General features: G+C 65.5%; 18 protein-coding genes. 5 read left to right on the top strand and 13 right to left on the bottom strand.

From position 1 onward, the window contains the following. The 5 genes from H570_RS0102530 to H570_RS16050 form a co-directional block, all read right to left on the bottom strand. Positions 1–3217, bottom strand: a 3217-nt coding sequence (locus tag H570_RS0102530; RefSeq protein ID WP_281167550.1) for a pilus assembly protein, incomplete at its 3' end; no start/stop codon positions are given. Between the two features lie 5 nt (positions 3218–3222). Then, complete coding sequence (locus H570_RS19065) at positions 3223–3771, bottom strand: pilus assembly PilX family protein (protein ID WP_084499632.1); 549 nt, start codon at positions 3769–3771, stop codon at positions 3223–3225. Next, entirely contained in the window at positions 3768–4625 is an 858-nt protein-coding gene (locus H570_RS0102520) for a PilW family protein (protein WP_027079379.1), read from the bottom strand. The genes H570_RS19065 and H570_RS0102520 overlap by 4 nt, the downstream gene beginning before the upstream one ends. Further along, complete coding sequence (pilV, locus tag H570_RS0102515) at positions 4622–5113, bottom strand: type IV pilus modification protein PilV (RefSeq protein WP_245559517.1); 492 nt, start codon at positions 5111–5113, stop codon at positions 4622–4624. The genes H570_RS0102520 and pilV overlap by 4 nt, the downstream gene beginning before the upstream one ends. Then, on the bottom strand, positions 5110–5643 hold the full coding sequence (locus H570_RS16050; RefSeq protein ID WP_169447721.1) for a GspH/FimT family pseudopilin: 534 nt from the start codon (positions 5641–5643) through the stop codon (positions 5110–5112). The genes pilV and H570_RS16050 overlap by 4 nt, the downstream gene beginning before the upstream one ends. Before the next feature lie 174 nt (positions 5644–5817). On the opposite strand from H570_RS16050, the gene H570_RS0102505 reads away from it, so the two are divergent. Then, on the top strand, positions 5818–6831 hold the full coding sequence (locus tag H570_RS0102505; RefSeq protein WP_027079377.1) for a sensor histidine kinase: 1014 nt from the start codon (positions 5818–5820) through the stop codon (positions 6829–6831). Positions 6832–6953: 122 nt separating this feature from the next. Here H570_RS0102505 and ppnN read toward each other — a convergent pair whose 3' ends face one another. The 5 genes from ppnN to grxD form a co-directional block, all read right to left on the bottom strand. Next, positions 6954–8348, bottom strand: coding sequence for a nucleotide 5'-monophosphate nucleosidase PpnN (gene ppnN, locus H570_RS0102500; RefSeq protein WP_051175997.1), 1395 nt, complete (start codon positions 8346–8348; stop codon positions 6954–6956). Positions 8349–8500: 152 nt separating this feature from the next. After that, positions 8501–11698 carry a TonB-dependent receptor gene (locus H570_RS0102495; RefSeq protein WP_027079375.1) on the bottom strand — a complete coding sequence of 1066 codons (3198 nt, stop codon included), beginning with the start codon at positions 11696–11698 and terminating at the stop codon, positions 8501–8503. 260 nt (positions 11699–11958) lie between these two features. Then, positions 11959–12558 (bottom strand): YhgN family NAAT transporter, encoded by a 600-nt coding sequence (locus H570_RS0102490; RefSeq protein ID WP_027079374.1) that lies wholly within the window; start codon positions 12556–12558, stop codon positions 11959–11961. Between the two features lie 105 nt (positions 12559–12663). Further along, positions 12664–13407, bottom strand: coding sequence for an SDR family NAD(P)-dependent oxidoreductase (locus tag H570_RS0102485; RefSeq protein ID WP_027079373.1), 744 nt, complete (start codon positions 13405–13407; stop codon positions 12664–12666). Between the two features lie 14 nt (positions 13408–13421). Then, complete coding sequence (gene grxD / locus H570_RS0102480; protein WP_027079372.1) at positions 13422–13742, bottom strand: Grx4 family monothiol glutaredoxin; 321 nt, start codon at positions 13740–13742, stop codon at positions 13422–13424. A 132-nt stretch (positions 13743–13874) separates the two neighbouring features. On the opposite strand from grxD, the gene H570_RS0102475 reads away from it, so the two are divergent. Next, positions 13875–14459 carry a superoxide dismutase gene (locus tag H570_RS0102475; protein WP_027079371.1) on the top strand — a complete coding sequence of 195 codons (585 nt, stop codon included), beginning with the start codon at positions 13875–13877 and terminating at the stop codon, positions 14457–14459. A 149-nt stretch (positions 14460–14608) separates the two neighbouring features. Here the strand turns inward: H570_RS0102475 and H570_RS0102470 are convergent, their stop codons facing one another. Further along, positions 14609–15760, bottom strand: coding sequence for a 5-(carboxyamino)imidazole ribonucleotide synthase (locus H570_RS0102470; protein ID WP_027079370.1), 1152 nt, complete (start codon positions 15758–15760; stop codon positions 14609–14611). Positions 15761–15829: 69 nt separating this feature from the next. Continuing rightward, positions 15830–16345, bottom strand: a complete 516-nt coding sequence (gene purE / locus H570_RS0102465; RefSeq protein WP_027079369.1) for a 5-(carboxyamino)imidazole ribonucleotide mutase — start codon at positions 16343–16345, stop codon at positions 15830–15832. 76 nt (positions 16346–16421) lie between these two features. Here purE and H570_RS0102460 point away from each other — a divergent pair, with 76 nt between their 5' ends. From H570_RS0102460 to H570_RS0102450, 3 genes are all read left to right on the top strand, one after another. Next, a complete protein-coding gene (locus H570_RS0102460; protein WP_027079368.1) occupies positions 16422–16691 on the top strand; it encodes a Trm112 family protein in 270 nt (89 codons plus the stop codon). Beyond that, positions 16688–17578, top strand: a complete 891-nt coding sequence (gene nadC / locus H570_RS0102455; RefSeq protein ID WP_027079367.1) for a carboxylating nicotinate-nucleotide diphosphorylase — start codon at positions 16688–16690, stop codon at positions 17576–17578. The genes H570_RS0102460 and nadC overlap by 4 nt, the downstream gene beginning before the upstream one ends. 357 nt (positions 17579–17935) lie before the next feature. Beyond that, the gene (locus tag H570_RS0102450) at positions 17936–18262 is read left to right on the top strand and encodes a DUF3301 domain-containing protein (protein WP_027079366.1); all 327 of its coding nucleotides are present in this window, start codon (positions 17936–17938) and stop codon (positions 18260–18262) included. Positions 18263–18469: 207 nt separating this feature from the next. On the opposite strand, the gene H570_RS0102445 is transcribed toward H570_RS0102450, so the two are convergent. Next, the gene (locus H570_RS0102445) at positions 18470–18925 is read right to left on the bottom strand and encodes a ClpXP protease specificity-enhancing factor (protein ID WP_027079365.1); all 456 of its coding nucleotides are present in this window, start codon (positions 18923–18925) and stop codon (positions 18470–18472) included. Positions 18926–18988: the final 63 nt, after the last annotated feature.

Here is an 18988-nt window from a genome sequence, read left to right as displayed (position 1 = left end):
CACTGCCCGAATCGATGATGCCGTACATGCTCTGCGCCAACGGCGTCTTGTCCTCGGCATCGGCGACGGTCAAGTAGCTGCCAGTGCCAAACAATACCCAACGGCGGTAAGTACGAGGGTCGAGTGCCACCGTAATCCCACCCGTGATCGGCTGGGCCTTGCCGGTAACATCACTGACCGCCGTGAACAGCTTGGTGGCAGTCCAATCGTCCGGGTTGGATTTCGTGAGGTCGAACTTCCAGACATTGCCCAGCAGATCGCCCGCATAGGCATAGGCAAGGGACTTGCCATCCGGGCCAACCGTGCCGGTCGGCGCGGACAGTCCGTTGGGGGTTGCTACCGAACCAACCCCAGTGTCGATCTCGCGAATGACATCACCCGTTGCCAGGTTCACTACTAGAAGCACCGCCCTGCCATTCTTGCTGTTCACACCATTGCCCAGCACGGCTGCCGCGGTGCGGGTCGTAGCGCTGGTCCTGACATCGGCAAGAATCGGCCTGCCCAGTACGAGCCCCATGTTCTCGCCATCTGTTTCGGCAAGCTCCCACTCCACATCACCTGTGCCGAACGACCCGGGAGTAGTCACGTCGAGACCGTATAGCCCCTTGCCACCCCGGCCGAGCGCACCCACCAGCAGGTTCTTGTTCGGCGTAAGCTTCCTGCTACTGACGACGATGGGGCCGTCGACGAAGAACCTGTGGGTGTAGTCGCCCCGGCTCAACGTGGCCAGATGATTGAAATTGATGATGCCTGGGACATAGGCGAACTGCTCCACGCCCGTGCTGGCATTGAATGCATGCAACATGCCGTCGTTCGCGCCGACATACAGCGTATTGGTATCTTCCACATAGGCCGGTGAAGAACCTACGATATCCCCCAGGACGCTGGTGCGGTTGCGCAAGAGACCACCATTGGCGAGTTCCCTGCTTTGGTCTCCCTTGATGTAATTGGCGTTCTCCTGGCCAGTGACCGGGTAGTTAACCGGCGTACCTTCGCGAAGCAACGCGGCTTCCTGCGCCGTTGTCGGGAAAGTTGCTCCACCAGTGCCTCTTGAGGTGAACACCTTGCGTGTGTTCCATCTCGGCATGGTTGCCGACCATGCTTCTGCAGCCGGTTCGCGATTCTCATCAAGCGCCCAGGCCTTCACCGCGCCTGTCCAGGTGCCGGACACATAGCTGGCGTTGAACACCAGCCCACCGGTCCGCAAGGACGCGGCATTGGTTGCAACGTTGGAGTACGAACTGGTGCGCTGGGCAATGGCAGCCAGTGCCTTTGCCAGACCTGCCGTGAATTCCGACGGGTTGGACGCCGATACGAACGCGCCGTGGCCATTGACGGCAGCATGCAGCAAATCGTCGATGCGGTCAGCGTCTTCTGCGTTGTTCGGATTGTTCCACGTAGCGGTAGCCGGCACATCCTCGACCGAGTTCCACCCGCTGGTTCCGGCCAAGCCAATGGAAATGCCGAAGGTCACCATGTGCTGCCAGAACGCAGGGTCTGCATCACTCTTGGGCACATTGTTGGTCAGCGTCGTGCGCAGGTCGTTCTTCCAGTACTTCATGGCCACATCGGCCAAGGTCCCGGAATCGCTGCTCTTGTAGGGCGCTGCCGGCGAGTACGTATAGCTCTGACTGTTTGATCCGGTGATCGTGGCTCCAGCAGCATTGTCTTGTTCGCCTACCCCGCCACTCCAGGAGCCGTTGCTCAGGCTACCGCTGTAGTTCGAGGAGTCATTCCAATAGCCGTCTGTTGTCAGAATGGCGAAGTTCTGCCGACAACTGTACTGGTCTACAGTCGCCTGCGGCCCGTAGGGGCCCGTGGCGCTGGTATCGCTAAAATACTGGCCAGCCTTGTCCAGCGCGCCATGCAAGGGAGTGCCGTTGTAACCAATTGCACTCTGGAGCCGCCTGTACCAGGTTGAGCGCGTGGTCGTGGACTCGTCGCCGACCGTATTCGGATCGTTCGGATTGTCCACGAAACGGCCGTCGTTGCCGTCATCGACGGGAATCGGCTTGTCGTGGCTCGCCCCACGCTCCCAGATGGTGCGGAAGCCCACGCGCACTTTGCTGTCCAGCGGATTGAACGCATCGCTGGCCCCGGCCTTCGCAGCCTTCATGCGGGTCCGATGATAGGAGAACCAAGTGGCAAAGTTACTTAGCTCGGCGCCCAGGTCACGTGTAGTCGTAGGCAGAGTAGCCGTGCAATCGACCCAGTCGTTTGCTCCGGAACCCGTGCCGCAGCGATTCGTACTGAAGTAGCTCGCCGACAAGGAATAGCTCGCGTCGGAGTTCGTGTTATTCCATCGCGACGTAATCACCTGATACGAGCCTGCGCTAGTGGAATTTATCGTGCAAGCTTGCGTGTTTCCTTCGTTTACCTGCCCATTACAGACATTGTCCCCACCGGGTGCCTTAACCACATACAGCACCGACCGTTGGGTCGACCTGATCGAGATCTCGAGCCTGGCATTCACCGGAACCGCACTTACCACATGGGTGTTGCTCCCATTGCCACGAACAGAACCTGCATTGGGGGTGACCGCGACATTCTGCGTTGTTTCAACCACGCCCCCCCACGAAGCGCGCTCTATCCTCGATCCGCCTGATGCGATTCGATATCGATAGTAATTACTGGCATCTCGCAGGTAGGAATTGCCTGTGTTGGACGGATCCCTAGGCACATAAAAGACCTGCTCTCCGCCACAAACATTCGTACCAGACGAGGGCTCGTCCACAGTGGCATTGGTGTTCCTGTTGAACGTGTGGCAACTATTGGAACTGCCGAGATTAATGGTTGTACCGCCTACCAGATTGAAGCTGCCATATGCAGCGCTGTAACTGGTACCGCCGGTCATGCGATTCCCGTTCGCCTGCATCCACGGCTGATAAATGACCGCCGGATTGTAGTAAAGCGTATTGCCGACATACGTGGTGTCGGTGATATTGGTTCCGCTGATGCAGTTGTTTGAACTGTTCCTTCTACAGATGGTTCCAACTTGCGCGCTCGGCATGGTTTCAAACGCCATCGATCCCGAGTCATCCAGGATGAACAGGATGTTCGGCGCAACGCGTGCAGCCGTGGTCAGCGGATCGTCCGGAATCGCAATATCTGCATTGACCGGCAAGGCCAGCATGGTGACCAGGAAGGCAGCGGGCGCGGACCACCACTGGCGCTGTACCGGCTTGGCGCGACGAGAGTGCATGCGTTGGGTTTTCATAGGATTCACAGCCGCGGGAAGCGATAGATGACGTCGTTCTGCAGGATCACCTCGGCGCGGCCGTTGCCTTGGCTGCGGGCGGTGATGCGGTACATCGGGCCGGTGGTCACGGAATCGGGCGAGGGGATCGTGCCGCCTGTCTCCATGTGGGCCTGGTTGATGCCGAGATATTCGATCCAGTAGTCGCTGGGCGTGTCCGGTACGTTCGAGTCGCTGGCGCCCAGAATCGGCCCCGCCCTCCACGTCGCTTCGCCCTGCTTCTTGAAGGTCGGGCAGATGCTCGAGTCAATGCAGTCCTGGTCGACAGGCACGGTGTCCTGCCACTTCGGCGCGGCGTTCAGCGCCTGCTGGCCGGCGTTCAAGCCGAGTTCTGCCGCCTGCATGGCCAGACTGCGGTCGTACATGTTGCCGCTCATGCGTTCCTGCATGGCCGAACTACGCAATACGGCGATACCGAGTACAGACGTAACCAGCAACAGGATCAGGACGACAAGGAGCGAGATGCCGGCTTGTCTCCGTCGCGGGCGAAAGGCATTGCATTGGATAGCATTCATGGCATGCGACTCCTGATTCCGATCACCGTGGCTGCGTTTCGCGTGAGAGTGTCGCCCTCGACCTGCTGCTTGCCATCGAGCTGCATCGTCATGCGGACGGCATTGACGTAAGCCCAGTCGCTGGGCGTGGCGGTATAGACATCGGGATTGCCGCCGGACGTCTGATGAAAGGTCATTGCCAGCTCCTGCACACCTTCCGCAACTTCCTGTTCCGCACCACCGAACCGCGATACGAACAGGGAATTGCCTCCCCTGCCATTGGCGTCGACGGACCAAAGGGAACTGCGCATCCGGGCGATGGAAATGCTGCCGGCCGCGGCATTTCTCGTATCCGACGGATCGAACTCAAGCGATGTCTTGAATGTAACCACCTTCCCCGACGTCGATGCCACCTCGACGAATCCGGTCATCGACGCATTGCAGACCATGACGATGTCGCCCTCATCGAAGATGTCGGACGCCACGGGGTTGTCCTCGGTTAGCGTGACCGAATTCGTCGTGGCGGTGAGCACGCGATAGGACAGGTCGTCGGCCGAAGTCAGGGCCAGCGCGTTGGCGTCGCCGCTAATCGGAGCCCTGAAGGCAATGCTGGTGTCGTCCGTTCCCATGACCAGGGCTTCGTTGGAACACGCCGAACTGCCGGTCGAACGGATGTCCCGCGACATCATTTCATAGGCCACACGGGCACTTTCCTGGATCCGGTTCAGCTCTTCGTTGGCGCCGTATGTGCGCTGGTTGGACTGGAAGACCGCGAACGCTGCGCCCAGCACCAGCAAACCAAGCACCATGGCGATCATCAGTTCGATCAGGCCGAAACCGGCCACGTGCCGCACAGCTGCGTTGTGGTTGTTCATATGCTGGCCCTGGTGACGAGTTGCCGTGTTCCCAGACCACCCGCGCGCTGGTCATTCCATTGCACGGTAATCAGGCAGTCATTCGCGGCGCAGCTGATCTGACCGCAGGCGGATGCATCGCCGCGGGTGATGGTGTCTTGCAGCGAACTCACCCAGGCGTTCAGGTCGTTTCCGGCCAGGGTCGTGGCGGCCGTGGTTGTGCAGCGCATGGCACCGCCGGTGTCGTAGCCGGCCACGTTGAGACGATTGGCCCGCATCGCCTCGATGATCGCGGTGGTCTGCATCACTGCCTGTGTGCTTTCCAATGAACTCTGCCCCCCACGCAATGCCACCGACTGCATGGCGGCAATGCCCAACATGCCCACGCCCAGCACCAGGACAGATACAAGGACTTCGACCAGGCTGATGCCGCGCATTTGCGTGGCGGCATTCGCCGCACCGTTGCAACGACGACGAACGACTGAAACAGCTTCCCGAAAAAGAATCATGCGCACGCACCGCCGCCATCGTGAGGAGTTGTGAAAAGGCTGCCGCTGATCATCACGGTGATGACCCGCTGGTTCTGCGCCGGGTTGGACACCGGCACGCATGCGGTGACTGTGGCCTGCGCATCGATGATGCCCGAGGGGCGGAAGACGATGCCTGCCGCCGGGCCAATGATCTGCACCGAACCGGACGGGGTCTGGTCGCGAATCACTTCGTTGGCTCCCGCGCTGTTGTCAGCACCAAGGACGATCCAGCGTGCCCACGTGCCGCTGTTGGCACAGGTGAGGCCATCGTTGCTGGCACAGACCGTGACCCGGGCATTGCGGCGTATCGCTTCGGCACGCGCCAACTGCAAGGTGGCGGTCACTTCGCCCGACGCACCACTCAGGCGATTGGCATTGAGCAGGCCCGTCATGCTGGGCACGGCGATGGCTGCCAGGATTCCCGCCACCGCCAGCGTCACCATGAGTTCAATCAGCGTGAACCCGGTATGCCGCAAGCGCCTCCGCTGTTTCCGGCACTCGACCAGCATGTTGCCCCATAACCTCGGCATACTGCCCCCTATAGTTCCGATTGCCACGGTAGCGACGGTGATTGACGATGGCCACGCAGCGCCGATGAGCGGCCTGTTCCCCGGCACGGGCGGTCAGATGCCCCTCGCGCGCCGTTGAATGCTTGCCACACACGAATTGGGGGAGAGCCGTCCTTGCCACCTTCTTCGCCATCCAATCCGCTGGAATCGCTTTGGCGCCCGACCGCGCTGATCACCATACTGCTGGCCGGTGAGGCGCTCGCCTTGATACTGACGCTGGCGCCCGGCGGCCAAGGCGACCGATTGGTGCGCTTCGGCTTGGCCTCGCTGGGTATCCAATGGATCGCGCTGGGCACGCTCGGGGCGATCTACCTGTCGCGGCGCCAGCTGGCCAGACTCTCGGCACCGGCGATGGCTTGGGCGTGCCTGGGCCTGCTACTGGCGCTGACGGCGATAGTCGCCGTTGGCGCATGGCAAGTCTTAGAGCTGGCCATGGACCCGGCGAGCAGCGGTGTGCAGTTCGTGCTGCAACTACTGGCGATGGCACTGGTAGTGGGCCTCCTGGCGCTCGTGGCCTTCCAGAATTACTTGCACGCGCAGCAGCTGCTGTTGCGCGCCAAGCAGCTGGAACTGGAAGCGCTGCAGGCAAGAATTCAACCCCATTTCCTGTTCAACACCCTCAATACCGGCGCGGCGCTGGTGCATGCGCGTCCGGACGAGGCCGAACGGGTGCTGCTTGACTTGGCCGACCTGTTCCGCTGCGCGCTGCGCGGGCCGCAGCATATTCCCCTGGCCGACGAGCTGGCACTGACTCAGCGCTACCTGGACATCGAATCGCTCCGCTTCGGCGAGCGGCTCCGGCTTGAATGGGATGTTCCGGACACCTTGCCGGACGTACAGGTGCCGTCGCTGTCGATCCAGCCGCTGGCGGAAAACGCGATCCGCCACGGAATCGAGCGTTTGCCGCAGGGCGGGCGCGTCGACGTGTCGGTGCAGGTCAGCGCCAGCGAGGTTGTCGTCAGCGTGGGCAACGACATGCCGAGCCTTGCCGGTGGAAACGGCGGGCATGCGGTAGGGCTGTCGTCCGCGCGCGAACGCGTGGACGCGCTGACCGAAGGCCGCGGCCGGGTGGAGGCGCGCGTCGAGGACGGGCGCCACCTCGTGCGAATGGTGTTGCCATTGGGGTGATTCAGGCGCGGGCGTGGGGCGGCCGCACGGCGTCTGTCGGAGGCCGGGCGCGTCGGGGGCGCAGCGGCGTCGGGGCATAGCCCGCTCGGGTACAGCGGAAGCGTCGGGGGCGTAGCCCCGACCTACGCGACCACTTCGTAACAGGGCCTGTAGTCGCCGCTGATCTTCATGCGGCGCTGCTCGACGAACGCCCGCAGCAAGGCGTCCAGCGACTCCATCATGTCCTTGTCTCCGTGGATCTTGAACGGGCCATGCTGCTCGATCCGGCGCATGCCGTCTTCCTTGACGTTGCCGGCGACGATGCCGGAGAAGGCGCGGCGCAGGTCGGCGGCCAGTTCGTGCGGCTTGCGGCCGTGGTGCAGGTCCAGCGCGGCCATCGCCTCGTGCGTGGGCTGGAAGGGCTGCTGGAACTCCAGCGGCACGTCCAGCGACCAGTTGAAGTAGAACGAGTCCTTCTGCGCCAGGCGGTACTCGCGCACGCTGCCGATCCCGGCGGCCATGCGCTTGGCCACCTTTTGCGGGTCGCCGACGATGATCTCGTAGCGCCCGGTCGCGGCGTCGCCCAGGGTCAGGCGGATGAACTTGTCGATCTGCTCGAAGTACGGCGCCGATGCCACCGGGCCGGTGAGGATCAGCGGGAACGGCAGCCGTGCGTTTTCCTCGCGCAACAGGATGCCGAGCAGGTAGAGGATCTCCTCGGCGGTGCCGACGCCTCCCGGGAACACGATGATGCCGTGGCCGAGCCGGACGAACGCCTCCAGGCGCTTTTCGATGTCCGGCATGATCACCAGGTGGTTGACGATCGGGTTGGGCGATTCGGCGGCGATGATGCCCGGCTCGGTGATGCCGATGTAGCGCATGCGGCGCTGGCGCTGCTTGGCATGGGCGATGGTGGCGCCCTTCATCGGCCCCTTCATCGCACCCGGGCCGCAGCCGGTACAGATGTCCAGGCCGCGCAGGCCCAGTTCGTAGCCCACGCTCTTGGTGTACTCGTACTCGTCGCGGCCGATCGAGTGGCCGCCCCAGCAGACCACGAGGTTGGGATCGGCCGGCTGCAGCACGGTGGCGTTTCGCAGCAGGCGGAACACGGCGTCGGTGATGCCGCCGGAGGTGTCGAGTTCGTCGGCGTATTCCGGGGCGAGTTCGATCGCGGTGTAGATCAGGTCGCGCACCACGGCCGCGAGCAGCTCGGCGACGCCGCGGATGATCACGCCGTCGACGAAGGCCATCGCCGGCGCATTGACCAGGTCGATGCGCACGCCGCGATCCTGCTGGCGCACCTCGATGTCGAAATCCGGATAGAGCTCCTGCGCCGCGCGCGGGTCGTCCGAGGTGCTGCCGGTGGTGAGCACGGCCAGCGCGCAGCGGCGCAGCAGGTCGTGCATGCCGCCGGTCGAGGCGCCGCGCAGGCGCGCGACCTCGTCGCGCGAGAGGATGTCGAGGCCGCCGCGCGGGTAGATGCGGGCGTTGACGGTGGGAAGCGGAGTCGTCGCCGGGGTGTCCTGGATCTTGGTCATTCAGTCGTCTGGTCTTGTGCTTGTCGTCGGACAGGGACTTTAACGCAGCCCGGGCAGTGCGAGCAGGTGCTGGCACCTGGATGGTTGGCATCCGTCCAAAAAAGAAACGGCCGGGTCGCCCCGGCCGTCCGATGTCGCAGCTTGCAGTGGAATCAGAACTCGTAACGCAGGGTCAGGAGCAGCGACCAGCGCGACACCAGGCGCGAGGGGTTGCGCGAGTCCGCGTCGTACGTGCTCAGGTTCTGCCACGACGGCTTGGTAGCGCTGCCAAGGTCGTACACGTAGGAACCATCGGGATTGACCCCGCCCAGGCGCGCCAAGTAACGGGTGTCGAAGCCGTTGATCTGCTTGGTCAGGCCCCAGTCCTTGTTGAGCATGTTGAGGAAGTTGTACACGTCCAGGCGGACGATCGACTTGTGCTCCTTGAAGAAGCCCGGCAGCTCCTGCTGGATGCTCAGGTCCAGCTGGTTGACCCACGGCATCCGGGTTTCGTTGCGGCCGGCGATCTGGCCACGGCGCGCCTGCAGGTACGGGTTGTTCGAGATGTACTCGTGGAACGCCGCAATCTGGGCAGGCGTGGCCGAGCCGTAGCTCACCTTGGAATCGTCGACCAGCGGGATGTAGGCCGGATCCTGGAAGATGCCGTCACCATTCATGTCGCCGTCGATCAGCCAGGTGTACGGCAGGCCGTTGCGACCGTTGTAGTAGGCGGTGACGCTGGTTTTGTAGTCACCGAAGAACGCACGCTCCCAGCCCAGCGAAGCCTTGATCGAGTTGCGGATCGCGCGGCTGGCGTTGGTGGAGATCTCCTCGTTCGGGTTGACCCGCGACACGAACTGGTAGCTCGACCAGGCCTGCGAGCTGGCATCCGAACCCACTTCCTGGGCATCGGTATAGGTGTAGCTGATGTTGCCGTACCAGCCGTTGGCCAGGGGCTTGTTCAAGGAGAACGTCACCGAGTTGGAGAAGCCCTTGTCGGTGTTGCCCAGGATGGTGGACTGGTTGCTGAAGTTGGAATCGCGGCCGCAGTTCTTGTTCGAGCTCGAGATCGAACCCATCGTGCACCAGTAGCTTCCGCGGCCGTCTGCCATCTGCCCGGTCGGCGCGTCGTACAGGCCCGACTCCGGGTTGTAGGCACCGATGTTGATCGCGCGGTAGAAGGCGGCATCCCTGGCGCGGATGGACTGCAGCTCGACCGAGCCGATCAGCCCGTACCACGGCAGTTCCGCGTCGTAGCCCAGGCTGAATTTCCAGACGGTCGGCAGCTTGAAGTCCGGATCGATGGTGTCGATCGAGAAGCCCCTGCCGTTGCCCGGCACGTTCTGGTTGTAGGGATCCGCGCTGAACGGCGTGGTCGCCGGGTCGAACGAGCGATACGACAGCAGGGTGACGCCGTTGTTCTGGTACGGGTTGGCCAGCCAGACGAACGGCGGCACGCTCTGGAACGAACCGATGCCGCCGCGCAACTGGGAGTAGCGCTCGGTATCGAAGCTGTAGTTGAACGAGAAGCGCGGCAGGATGACCTTGTTGCCCGAACCGAGTTTGTAGGCGTTCGAATAGCCGAAGGCCTGCTCGAAGCCCGGTGCGCTTTCCGGCGCCTTGTTGGCCTTCGGGATGTTGACGCGCACGCCATACATCAGCGACAGCTGGTCATTGACCTGCCAGGTGTCCTGCAGGAACGGGCTGACCTGGGTGTAGACCAGCGCGGCGGCGGTGTCGTTGATGGTGAAGCCCGGAGCGGGCGTGCGCAGGTCGTACTGGTCGTAGTTGCCGGTGGCGAAGTCCGCCAGGTTGGCAAACACGTACGAACCATGCAGGTCGCGGCCGTACAGGTTGAACACGTCGTGACGCTGGTAGTCGACGCCGCCCTTGATGACGTGGTCGCCGGCGTAGAACGTGCCGGAGATCGACCCGGCGAGCCGCTCGGTATTGATCTGGTTCTCGTGGCGGTTGTTGTCCTCGCCGATGAAGATCGAGCCACCGTTCGCGGTTTCGATCTCGACTTCCGGCTGGTTGATCGCGTTGCCGTTGACCTGGTCGAAGGTCTGCTTGCTCAGCTTGACCTCGGTGGAGAAGTTCTCAGTCCAGTCGCTGAACAGCTGCAGCGAGGTGTTCTTGGTGATGTTGTCGATGTCGTACCAGTGGCTGCTGAGGATCACGTTCTCGGCACGGTCGTCGTAGGGCGACGGGCGGAACTCCTCGGTCTGCTGGTAGGTCAGGCTGGCGCGGTGGTTGTCGCTGATGTTCCAGTCCAGCTTGGCCAGGTAGCGCTTGTTGTCCAGGTTGACGCCGGTCGAGCCGTAGGTGCCCGGGAACATGCCCAGCGCGGTCGCAGTGGCGATCGCCTCGTCGATCTCGGCCTGGGTGACGTTGCCGTTGGCCAGGCCATCGGAAGAGGATTCACCGCCGAAGTTCTTGATCGTCTGCTCTTCGTACGAACCGAAGAAGAACAGCCTGTCCTTGAGGATCGGGCCACCGATGGTGACACCCTTGGTGATGTCGGTGTCGAACAGCGCGTAGTCCTTGCCGTCGCGCTTGCCGACCATGCTGTCGGCGTCCTTGTACACGTAGTACACCGAACCGTGGAACTCGTTGGTGCCGGACTTGGTGACCGCATTGATGCTGGCGCCGACGGTGTCGGACGTGACGTCGTAGTCGGACACCTTGATGTCGTAGGCGGCGATGGTGTCGACCGAAATCGGCGAGCCGGTGTAGGGCATGCCGTTCGAGTTGAGGCCGAAGGGGTCGCCCTGCGACAGGCCGTCGACGGAGATGGTGTTGAAGCGGTTGTTGATGCCGGCGACCGAGATCGAGCCCGATGCCTGGTCGGTCACCTGGATGCGCGGGTCGAGACGGGCGATGTCGTCCACCGAGCGGCTGCTCTGCGGCGTGAGTTCCAGCTGGCGGCCGCTGACCGACGTGCCGACGCCCTTGTTGTCGGAATTGAACGTGGCCAGCGCGCGCGAGGCGGTGACCGCGACCGTGCCCAGCGTGGTGGCGTCGCCGGAGGCGAGTTGGGCATTGATGGTGCTGATCTTGTTCAGATCCAGGTACACGCCTTCTTCGGTGTCGACGCCCGCGCCGGGCTTGGTCACCGAGATCGTGTACGGACCGCCGACGCGCAGGCCGCGGGCGTTGTAGCGGCCGCTGCTGTCGGTGGTGGAGCGGCTGACCGTACCCGACTCGACGTGGGTGATGGTCACTTCAGCGCCCGCGACGGGTTCGCCGGTCGCATTGGTGACGAGGCCGTCGACGCCGGCGGAAAAACTCTGCGCAAAGACCGGCGCGGCGGCAAGTACGGCGATCAGTCCAAGTGACAGCTTGGAGAGTCGAAGACGGGAATGGGTCATGTCTGGTTGGCCTCGATACGATTGACGATGTTGCGCACGCGTGCGCAATCCTTTGGAAATGCGAAAACCTGGGAGATCCCCACCCCACGCGAGCTCGTCGCCCGTCTTCGGGGTTAACAACAGATTAACACGATAGGACGTCCGGATGACAGCCGGGTGACAGTTTCGGGAGCCCTTTTTCCGCGGGGAATTCCCGCCAGAACCTCTTCATCCCGACGCACTTCAGCAACCGGCGCTAAGTGTTTGTTGCTTTGTCCGGATCAGGCGCTGGAAGCGATTCCAAGATAGGCGCCGATGCCGTCGAGGAACATCTGCACCGAGATCGCGACCAGCAGCATGCCCATCAGCCGCTCGACCGCGGTCAGCGCGCGGGAGCCGAGCAGTTTGTACAGGACGGTGGCCGACAGCAGGATCACCGCTGTCGCGCCCCAGGCGATCATCAGGGCCAGGCTCCAGGCACCGAGGCGGTCGGGCTCCTGGCTGCCCATGAGCATCACCGCCGCCATCCCGGACGGGCCGGCGATCATCGGGATCGCGATCGGCACGATGAACGGTTCGCCGCCGGGCAACGCGCCCATCAGGCCCTCCGGCGGCGGGAAGATCATGCGGATGCCGATCAGGAAGAGCACGATGCCGCCGGCGATCGACACCGACTCCTGGCGCAGGTGCATCAGCTCCAGCGCGTACTTGCCGAACCACAGGAACGCCAGCAGCACGACCAGCGCGATCAGCAACTCGCGGACCATGACGATGCGCTGGCGCCTGGGCGTGAGCGGGCGCAGCAGGCTCAGCACCACCGGCACGTTGCCTAGCGGGTCGAGGATCAGGAACAGCAGCAGCGCGGCGGAGATGATGGTCATGGGGCGTTGCGTGTGTTCGTCACGGCGCGTTGCACGCTGGAGCGGCCCATGGGCGCGACGGCTTCATCGGGCTGCCATCGTGCCCATCGGGCGCTGCAGCGGCGGTCATGGCAACGGGCTCCACACCTGCCCGCGGCGCGCCACGCCCGCCGTCGACAGCAACGTCACGCAGTCATCCGCGTAGCGGGCGGGTTCGACGGCTTCACGGTCATCCTCTTCGACATAGGCCTGCGCCCGCAGCGACGTGCGCATCGGCCCCGGCTGCAGGCCGCTCACGCGCACCGGCGAGTTGGCCAGTTCGGCATGCAGCATGCCCACCAGCGCCGCGGCGGCGTGCTGGGCGAGGCCGTAACCACCCCAGTAGGCGCCACCGACCCGGCCCGGGTCGTCGACCACGAACACCACCGCGCTGTCGGGTGCCTGGCGCAGCAGCGGCAGGCAGGCCTGGGTCAGCCACGCGCGCGCGGTGAGGTTGACGTGCACGGCGCGTGCGAACGCCGCGGGGTCGCTGCGCTCGAGCGAGGTCAGGCCCCTGAAGTCGGCTGCGCAATGCAGCAACCCGTCTAGGCGCCCGAAACCGTCGCCGATGCGGTTGGCGAGTTCGGCATGGTCGTCGGGCGAAGCGCCTTCGAGGTCGAACGGATAGTTCACCGGTTCCGGCAGCCTTTCGCCGGACTTGGCAATGGCGTCGTAGACGCGATTCAACTTCGGCACCTTGCGGCCGAGCAGGACCACGGTCGCGCCCGCGCGCGCGCAGGCGATCGACGCCGCGCGCCCGAGCCCGCCGTGCGCGCCGGCGACCAGGATCACGCGGCCCTGCAGCGCGCCGGACTGCACGTCCGTCGCCATCGGCGCAGCCGCGCTCACGCCTTCTGCACTTCCGCGATCATGCGTGCCAGTTCACCGGACTCGTAAAGCTCCATGGTGATGTCGCAGCCGCCGATCAGTTCACCGTGGATGAACAGTTGCGGGAAGGTCGGCCAATTGGAATAGCGCGGCAGGTTGGCGCGGATCTCCGGCTCCTCCAGCACGTTGACGCTGTGCAGGTCGCCGACTCCGGCGGCCTTGAGCGCCTGCACGGTGCGGCTGGAAAAACCGCACATCGGGAACTGTGGCGTTCCCTTCATGAAAAGGACGATGGGATGGCCTTCGACTTCGGCCTTGATCCGCTCGAGAACGGGCATTGCACTCTCCTGCATGGCACCGCGCCGCGACGGGCACTGCCGCGGCCGTGCGTGGGGTTTCGGAAGGCCGTATTGTAAGCCCACGCACGGCGCCGCACCCGCATTGCGCCTTCCCGACCGCCCCAGGACGCCATGGCCATCGAACTGCCCCCCCTGCCCTACGAACACAGCGCACTGGAGCCGCACATTTCCGCGGAAACCGTCGAGTTCCACCACGGCAAGCACCAGCGCGCCTACGTGGACCGGCTTAACGCGCTGGTCGCCGGCACCGGGTTCGCCGAGGCTTCGCTGGAGGAGATCGTGCGCAAGGCCCAGGGCGAGATGTTCAACAACGCCGCCCAGGCCTGGAACCACGCCTTCTACTGGCAGTGCCTGCGGCCCTCGGCGGGCGGTGGCGGGGGCACGCCGTCCGGGGCGCTGGCCGAGGCGATCGACAAGGCGTTCGGCGGCTTCGATGCGTTCCGCCAGCAGTTTGATGCCCTGGCGATGAGGACCTTTGGTTCCGGCTGGGTCTGGCTCGTGCGCCGCACCGACGGCGGCCTCGCGCTGGCGACAACCGCGAACGCGGCCACGCCCCTGACCGGCAGCGACACGCCGCTGCTCACCTGCGACGTGTGGGAACACGCGTACTACATCGACTACCGCAACGCGCGGGCGAAGTACCTGGAGGCGTTCTGGAACGTCGTCAACTGGGATTTCGTGGCGTCGAACCTGTAGGTCGGGACTACAACCCCGACGCACGCAACAACACGCCGCGACGGATCACGATCCGCAGCGTCGGGCGCGTAGGCCCGACCTACGTCCTGGCGCGCGCAGCATCACGTCGCAACGGATCACGACCCGCAGCCTCGGGCGCCAGGCCCAGCCTACGCGCCTGACAGGCGTGCGATCACCGGCGCCACCTGCGTCTGGCGGCCAAGCGCCGCGCCTATCCGCTGCAGGGATTGCGCCAGTTCCGTCGGCGAATCCGCGCGCACGGTGGCGTGGCCGACCTTGCGTCCCGGCCGCGGCGACTTGCCGTAGTCGTGCCAGTGCGCGCCGGCCACGCGCAGCACGGCGTCGGCATCGGGCAGTTCGCCGATCCAGTTGAGCATGCAGGCGTGGCCGCGCATCGACGTCGAACCCAGCGGCCGCCCCAGCACGGCGCGCAGGTGGTTCTGGAACTGCGAGGTCTCGGCGCCCTCGAAGCTCCAGTGGCCGGAGTTGTGTACGCGCGGCGCGAGTTCGTTGGCCAGCAGCACGCCGTCGCGGCAGAACAGCTCCAGCGCGAACACGCCGACGTAATCCAGTTCCTCGGCGAGCCGCCTGGCATGGTCGAACGCGGTGGCCGTCAACGCGTCATTGGCGTACGCCGGTGCGAGGCTGGCCGAGAGCACGCCGTCGACGTGCCAGTTCTCGGTCAGCGGCCAGGTGCGGAATTCGCCGTCGCGGCCGCGCACCGCGACCACGCTGACCTCGCGGTCGAACGGCACGAAGGCCTCGAGGATCAGCCCCACCGTTTGCGCCTGCGCGCCGAGCGCATCCCAGGCGGCATCCGCGGTCGCGCCGGTTTCGGGCCGGATGCGGAACTGCCCCTTGCCGTCGTAGCCAAGCCGCCGGGTCTTGAGGATGCACGGGGTACCGATCCTGGCGACGGCCGCGTCGAGTTCTTCGCGCGACCCCACGTTGGCGAACTCCGGCACCGGCACGCCGACCTTGCGGAACAGCGTCTTTTCCGCGAGCCGGTCCTGGATCACCGCCAGCGCGCGCGGATTGGGGAACACCGGCACGCGTTCGCTGAGCCACTGCGCCGATTCGGCCGGCACGTTTTCGAAGTCGAACGTGGCCACGTCGACCCGCGAGGCAAATTCGGCGAGCGCCCGCTCGTCGCGGTAATCACCGACCAGCAGCGGCGCGAACTGCCCGGCGCAGGCGTCGGGCTCGGTGTCCATGACCAGGAAGCGCAGGCCCAGCGGCGCGCCGGAGAGGGCAAGCATGCGGGCGAGCTGTCCGCCGCCCAGTATTCCGACCGTGGTCATGCGCGTGACTGTCCCGGCAATCCAGCTTGCCCACCACGATGAACCCGCATGGCTGCGGCGATGGCCATGTCAGCTCCGGACCGGAACGCGCGGGTCGTCGTTGCGGGCGACCTCGTCGCTCTGGTGCTCGCGGAACGCTGCGAGCGCGGCAGCGACATCGGCGTGCTCGGGCGCCAGCATCGCGGCGGCGAACAGCGCCGCGTTCGCCGCGCCGGCGTTGCCGATCGCAAAGGTCGCCACCGGGACACCCGCGGGCATCTGCACGATCGACAGCAGCGAGTCCATGCCGTTGAGCGCTTTCGACTGCACCGGCACGCCCAGCACCGGCACTGCGGTCTTGGCCGCGAGCATGCCCGGCAGGTGCGCCGCGCCGCCGGCACCGGCAATGATCGCGCGCAGGCCGCGTGCCTGCGCCGTGGCCGCATAGTCGAACAACACGTCCGGCGTGCGGTGCGCGGACACCACGCGGATCTCGTGCGGCACGCCGAGCGCTTCGAGCCTCGCGGCGGCGTGCTGCATCGTCTCCCAGTCGGAGCGCGAACCCATCACGATGCCGACCAGTGCTTGCTTCGGATTGGCTGACATGGCCGCTCCCGGTGACAAAGACGTATTCTAGGGCCTGCCGGGCAAGTCCCGCGAATCCCATCCCCACGGTATCGCCATGGATCGCAAGCTGCTCGATCTCCTCGTCTGTCCCGCCAGCCGCCAGCCGCTGGCGCTGCTCGAAAAAGCCGGCCTCGATGCGCTGAACGACGCCATCGCCGCCGCCGGCGTCAAGCGCGGCGACGATACGCCGCAATCCGAACCGCTGCGCGAGGCATTGGTCACGCATGACCGCAAGACTGTCTACCGCGTCGACGACGGCATCCCGGTGCTGCTGGTCGAGGAAGGCCTGGCGACCGCGCAGGTGCCCGGTTTCCCGCAAGCATGAATGCAGTGGCGCCGATCCTGCCGCCGCAGGACGTGGTCCAGGCCGACGTCGCGCGCGCTCTGTCCGAGGACATCGGCAGCGGCGATGTCACCGCGAACCTGCTGCCCGACCACGACGACATCGCCTACGTGCTGTGCAAGGAGCCCGCCGTGGTCTGCGGGCGGCCCTGGTTCGACGCCTGCCATCGTGCCCTGAACCCCGACGTGGGCATCGAGTGGCGGGTGGCCGAAGGCGACCGCGTCGAGGCCGGCACCGTGCTCGCTACCCTTGCCGGAAGCGCGCGCGCACTGGTCAGCGCCGAGCGCACGGCGCTGAATTTCATGCAGACGCTCAGCGGCACCGCCACGATCACCGCCGCACACGTCGATGCCGTTCGAGGCGCGCGCGCGCCTGCGCCGGATCCGCAGATCCTCGACACGCGCAAGACCATTCCCGGCCTGCGCGTGGCGCAGAAGTACGCGGTGCGCGTCGGCGGCGGCGCCAACCATCGCATGGGCCTGTTCGATGCGGTGATGCTGAAGGAAAACCATGTCCGCGCCGCCGGCTCGCTCACCGCGGCGATCCGTGCCGCGCGCGCGCAGCAGCCATCGCTGCCGCTGATCGTGGAAGTCGAAACGCTGGCCCAGCTCCGGGAAGCCCTGGCCGAGGGCTGCGCGCGGATCCTGATCGACGACTTCGACGCCGCGACCCGGCGCGAGGCGGTGCGCATCGCCGCGAGCGCGCCGTTCAATCGCGCGATTCCGCTGGAAGTTTCCGGTGGCGTCGACCTGGCCGGCCTGCGCGCGATCGCCGAGGACGGCGTCGACTGCATTTCGATCGGCGCGCTGACCAAGCACGTGCACGCGATCGACCTGTCGATGAAGCTGGGACCGCCGCCGACCCCGTAGGTCGGGGCTACGCCCCCGACGCCCGGCGACGTGTCCGAAACCGACTTCGCCAGATCCGTGCCACCTGCGGGTTTTCGATATTGCTCGATCGTGCCGTAGGTCGGGGCACGCCCCGGCGCCTCGCGGCGTGCCCACAGCCGGCTTCGCCCGAACCGCGCGACCCCGCGCGTTCTCGACATCACATCGTCGGGGGTGTAGCCCCAACCTACGGCGCAGCGCGGGAAGCGGCCGGCTCAAGCCGACTCCGCGAATCGCGCCTCCCAGCGGGTCTTCGACATCACATCGCCGTGGTGTAGTCCCGAGCCATTTCGTAGCAAAGGATTGCGAACCGCGCATGCACCTGCCTACATTGGCGCCATGCCCAGCCTCGTGATCCTGATGATCGTCGGCGCCATCGCCGCGGCCCTGTGGAGCTCCGCCCGTGCCGCCGCGGAGCGGGCGGAAATCGTCGGGCGCAACGCCTGTCGCGCCGCCAACGTCCAGCTGCTCGACCAGACCGTGCACGCGACCGGCGTGCGCCTGCATCGCGGCGCGGACGGGCGGCTTGGCTTCGAACGCGCGTTCCGGTTCGAGTACTCCGAAGGCGGCGATGATCGCAACGTCGGCCGGCTGGTGCTGCGCGGCGGCGAACTGGTCTATTTCAGCGGGCCGGCGCAGGCGGCGAGCGTGGTGCACCTGCACTGATGCTATTCCCGCGCCGCCTGTAGGAGCGGCCCATGGCCGCGAACCGTTGCTGTTGCCCTGCAGGAGCGGCGGAAGCCGCGATGGCTCTTCCGGGGAAAGCTTCGCGGCTTGCGCCGCTCCTGCGAAAAGCAGGACCGGAAGCTCGCGGCCATGGGCCGCTCCTGCAGGTTGCGGGCGACCTCATCCGTGGCCCTCGGCCTTGCGCGGCTACTTGACCACGCGCAGGTGCCCGCCGCGCCGCGGGGGCGTGGGATCGTCGTCCGGGCCGGCGTCGGGCGACGCGTCTTCCAGTCCGGCCGCCGCGTCGGCACCGGCGGAGTCGCCGCTGCCGGCGATATCGTCCGGCAGCGCCATGCCCTGCCCGGTTTCGCGCGCGTAGATCGCCAGCACCGCCGGGATCGGCACCACCACCGGCTGGCTGACCCCGCCGAAACGCGCCGTGAAGCGCACGCTGTCGTTGTCCATCTCCAGCTTGGCCACCGCGCGGTCGGCGACATTGAGCACCACGCGGCCGTCCTTGATCGTGTGCGGCGGCACGCGGACGCCGGGCTGCGTGGCATCGACCAGCAAATGCGGGGTCATGCCGTTGTCGGCGATCCATTCGTAGAGTGCCCGCAGCAGGTACGGGCGATGGCTGGTCATGGGATGCGGCGCGTCGCTCATCGCTGAAGTCTAAAGCAAGCCACCCGAGGCGATGGGATCGCGCGTGCGCAGTGAATGGCTCGC

Source organism: Luteimonas mephitis DSM 12574, assembly GCF_000422305.1.
In the GTDB taxonomy this organism is placed as follows: Bacteria; Pseudomonadota; Gammaproteobacteria; order Xanthomonadales; family Xanthomonadaceae; genus Luteimonas; species Luteimonas mephitis.
The sequence above is the reverse complement of the archived record's forward strand: the minus strand, read 5'-3'. Positions and strand labels throughout refer to the sequence as shown.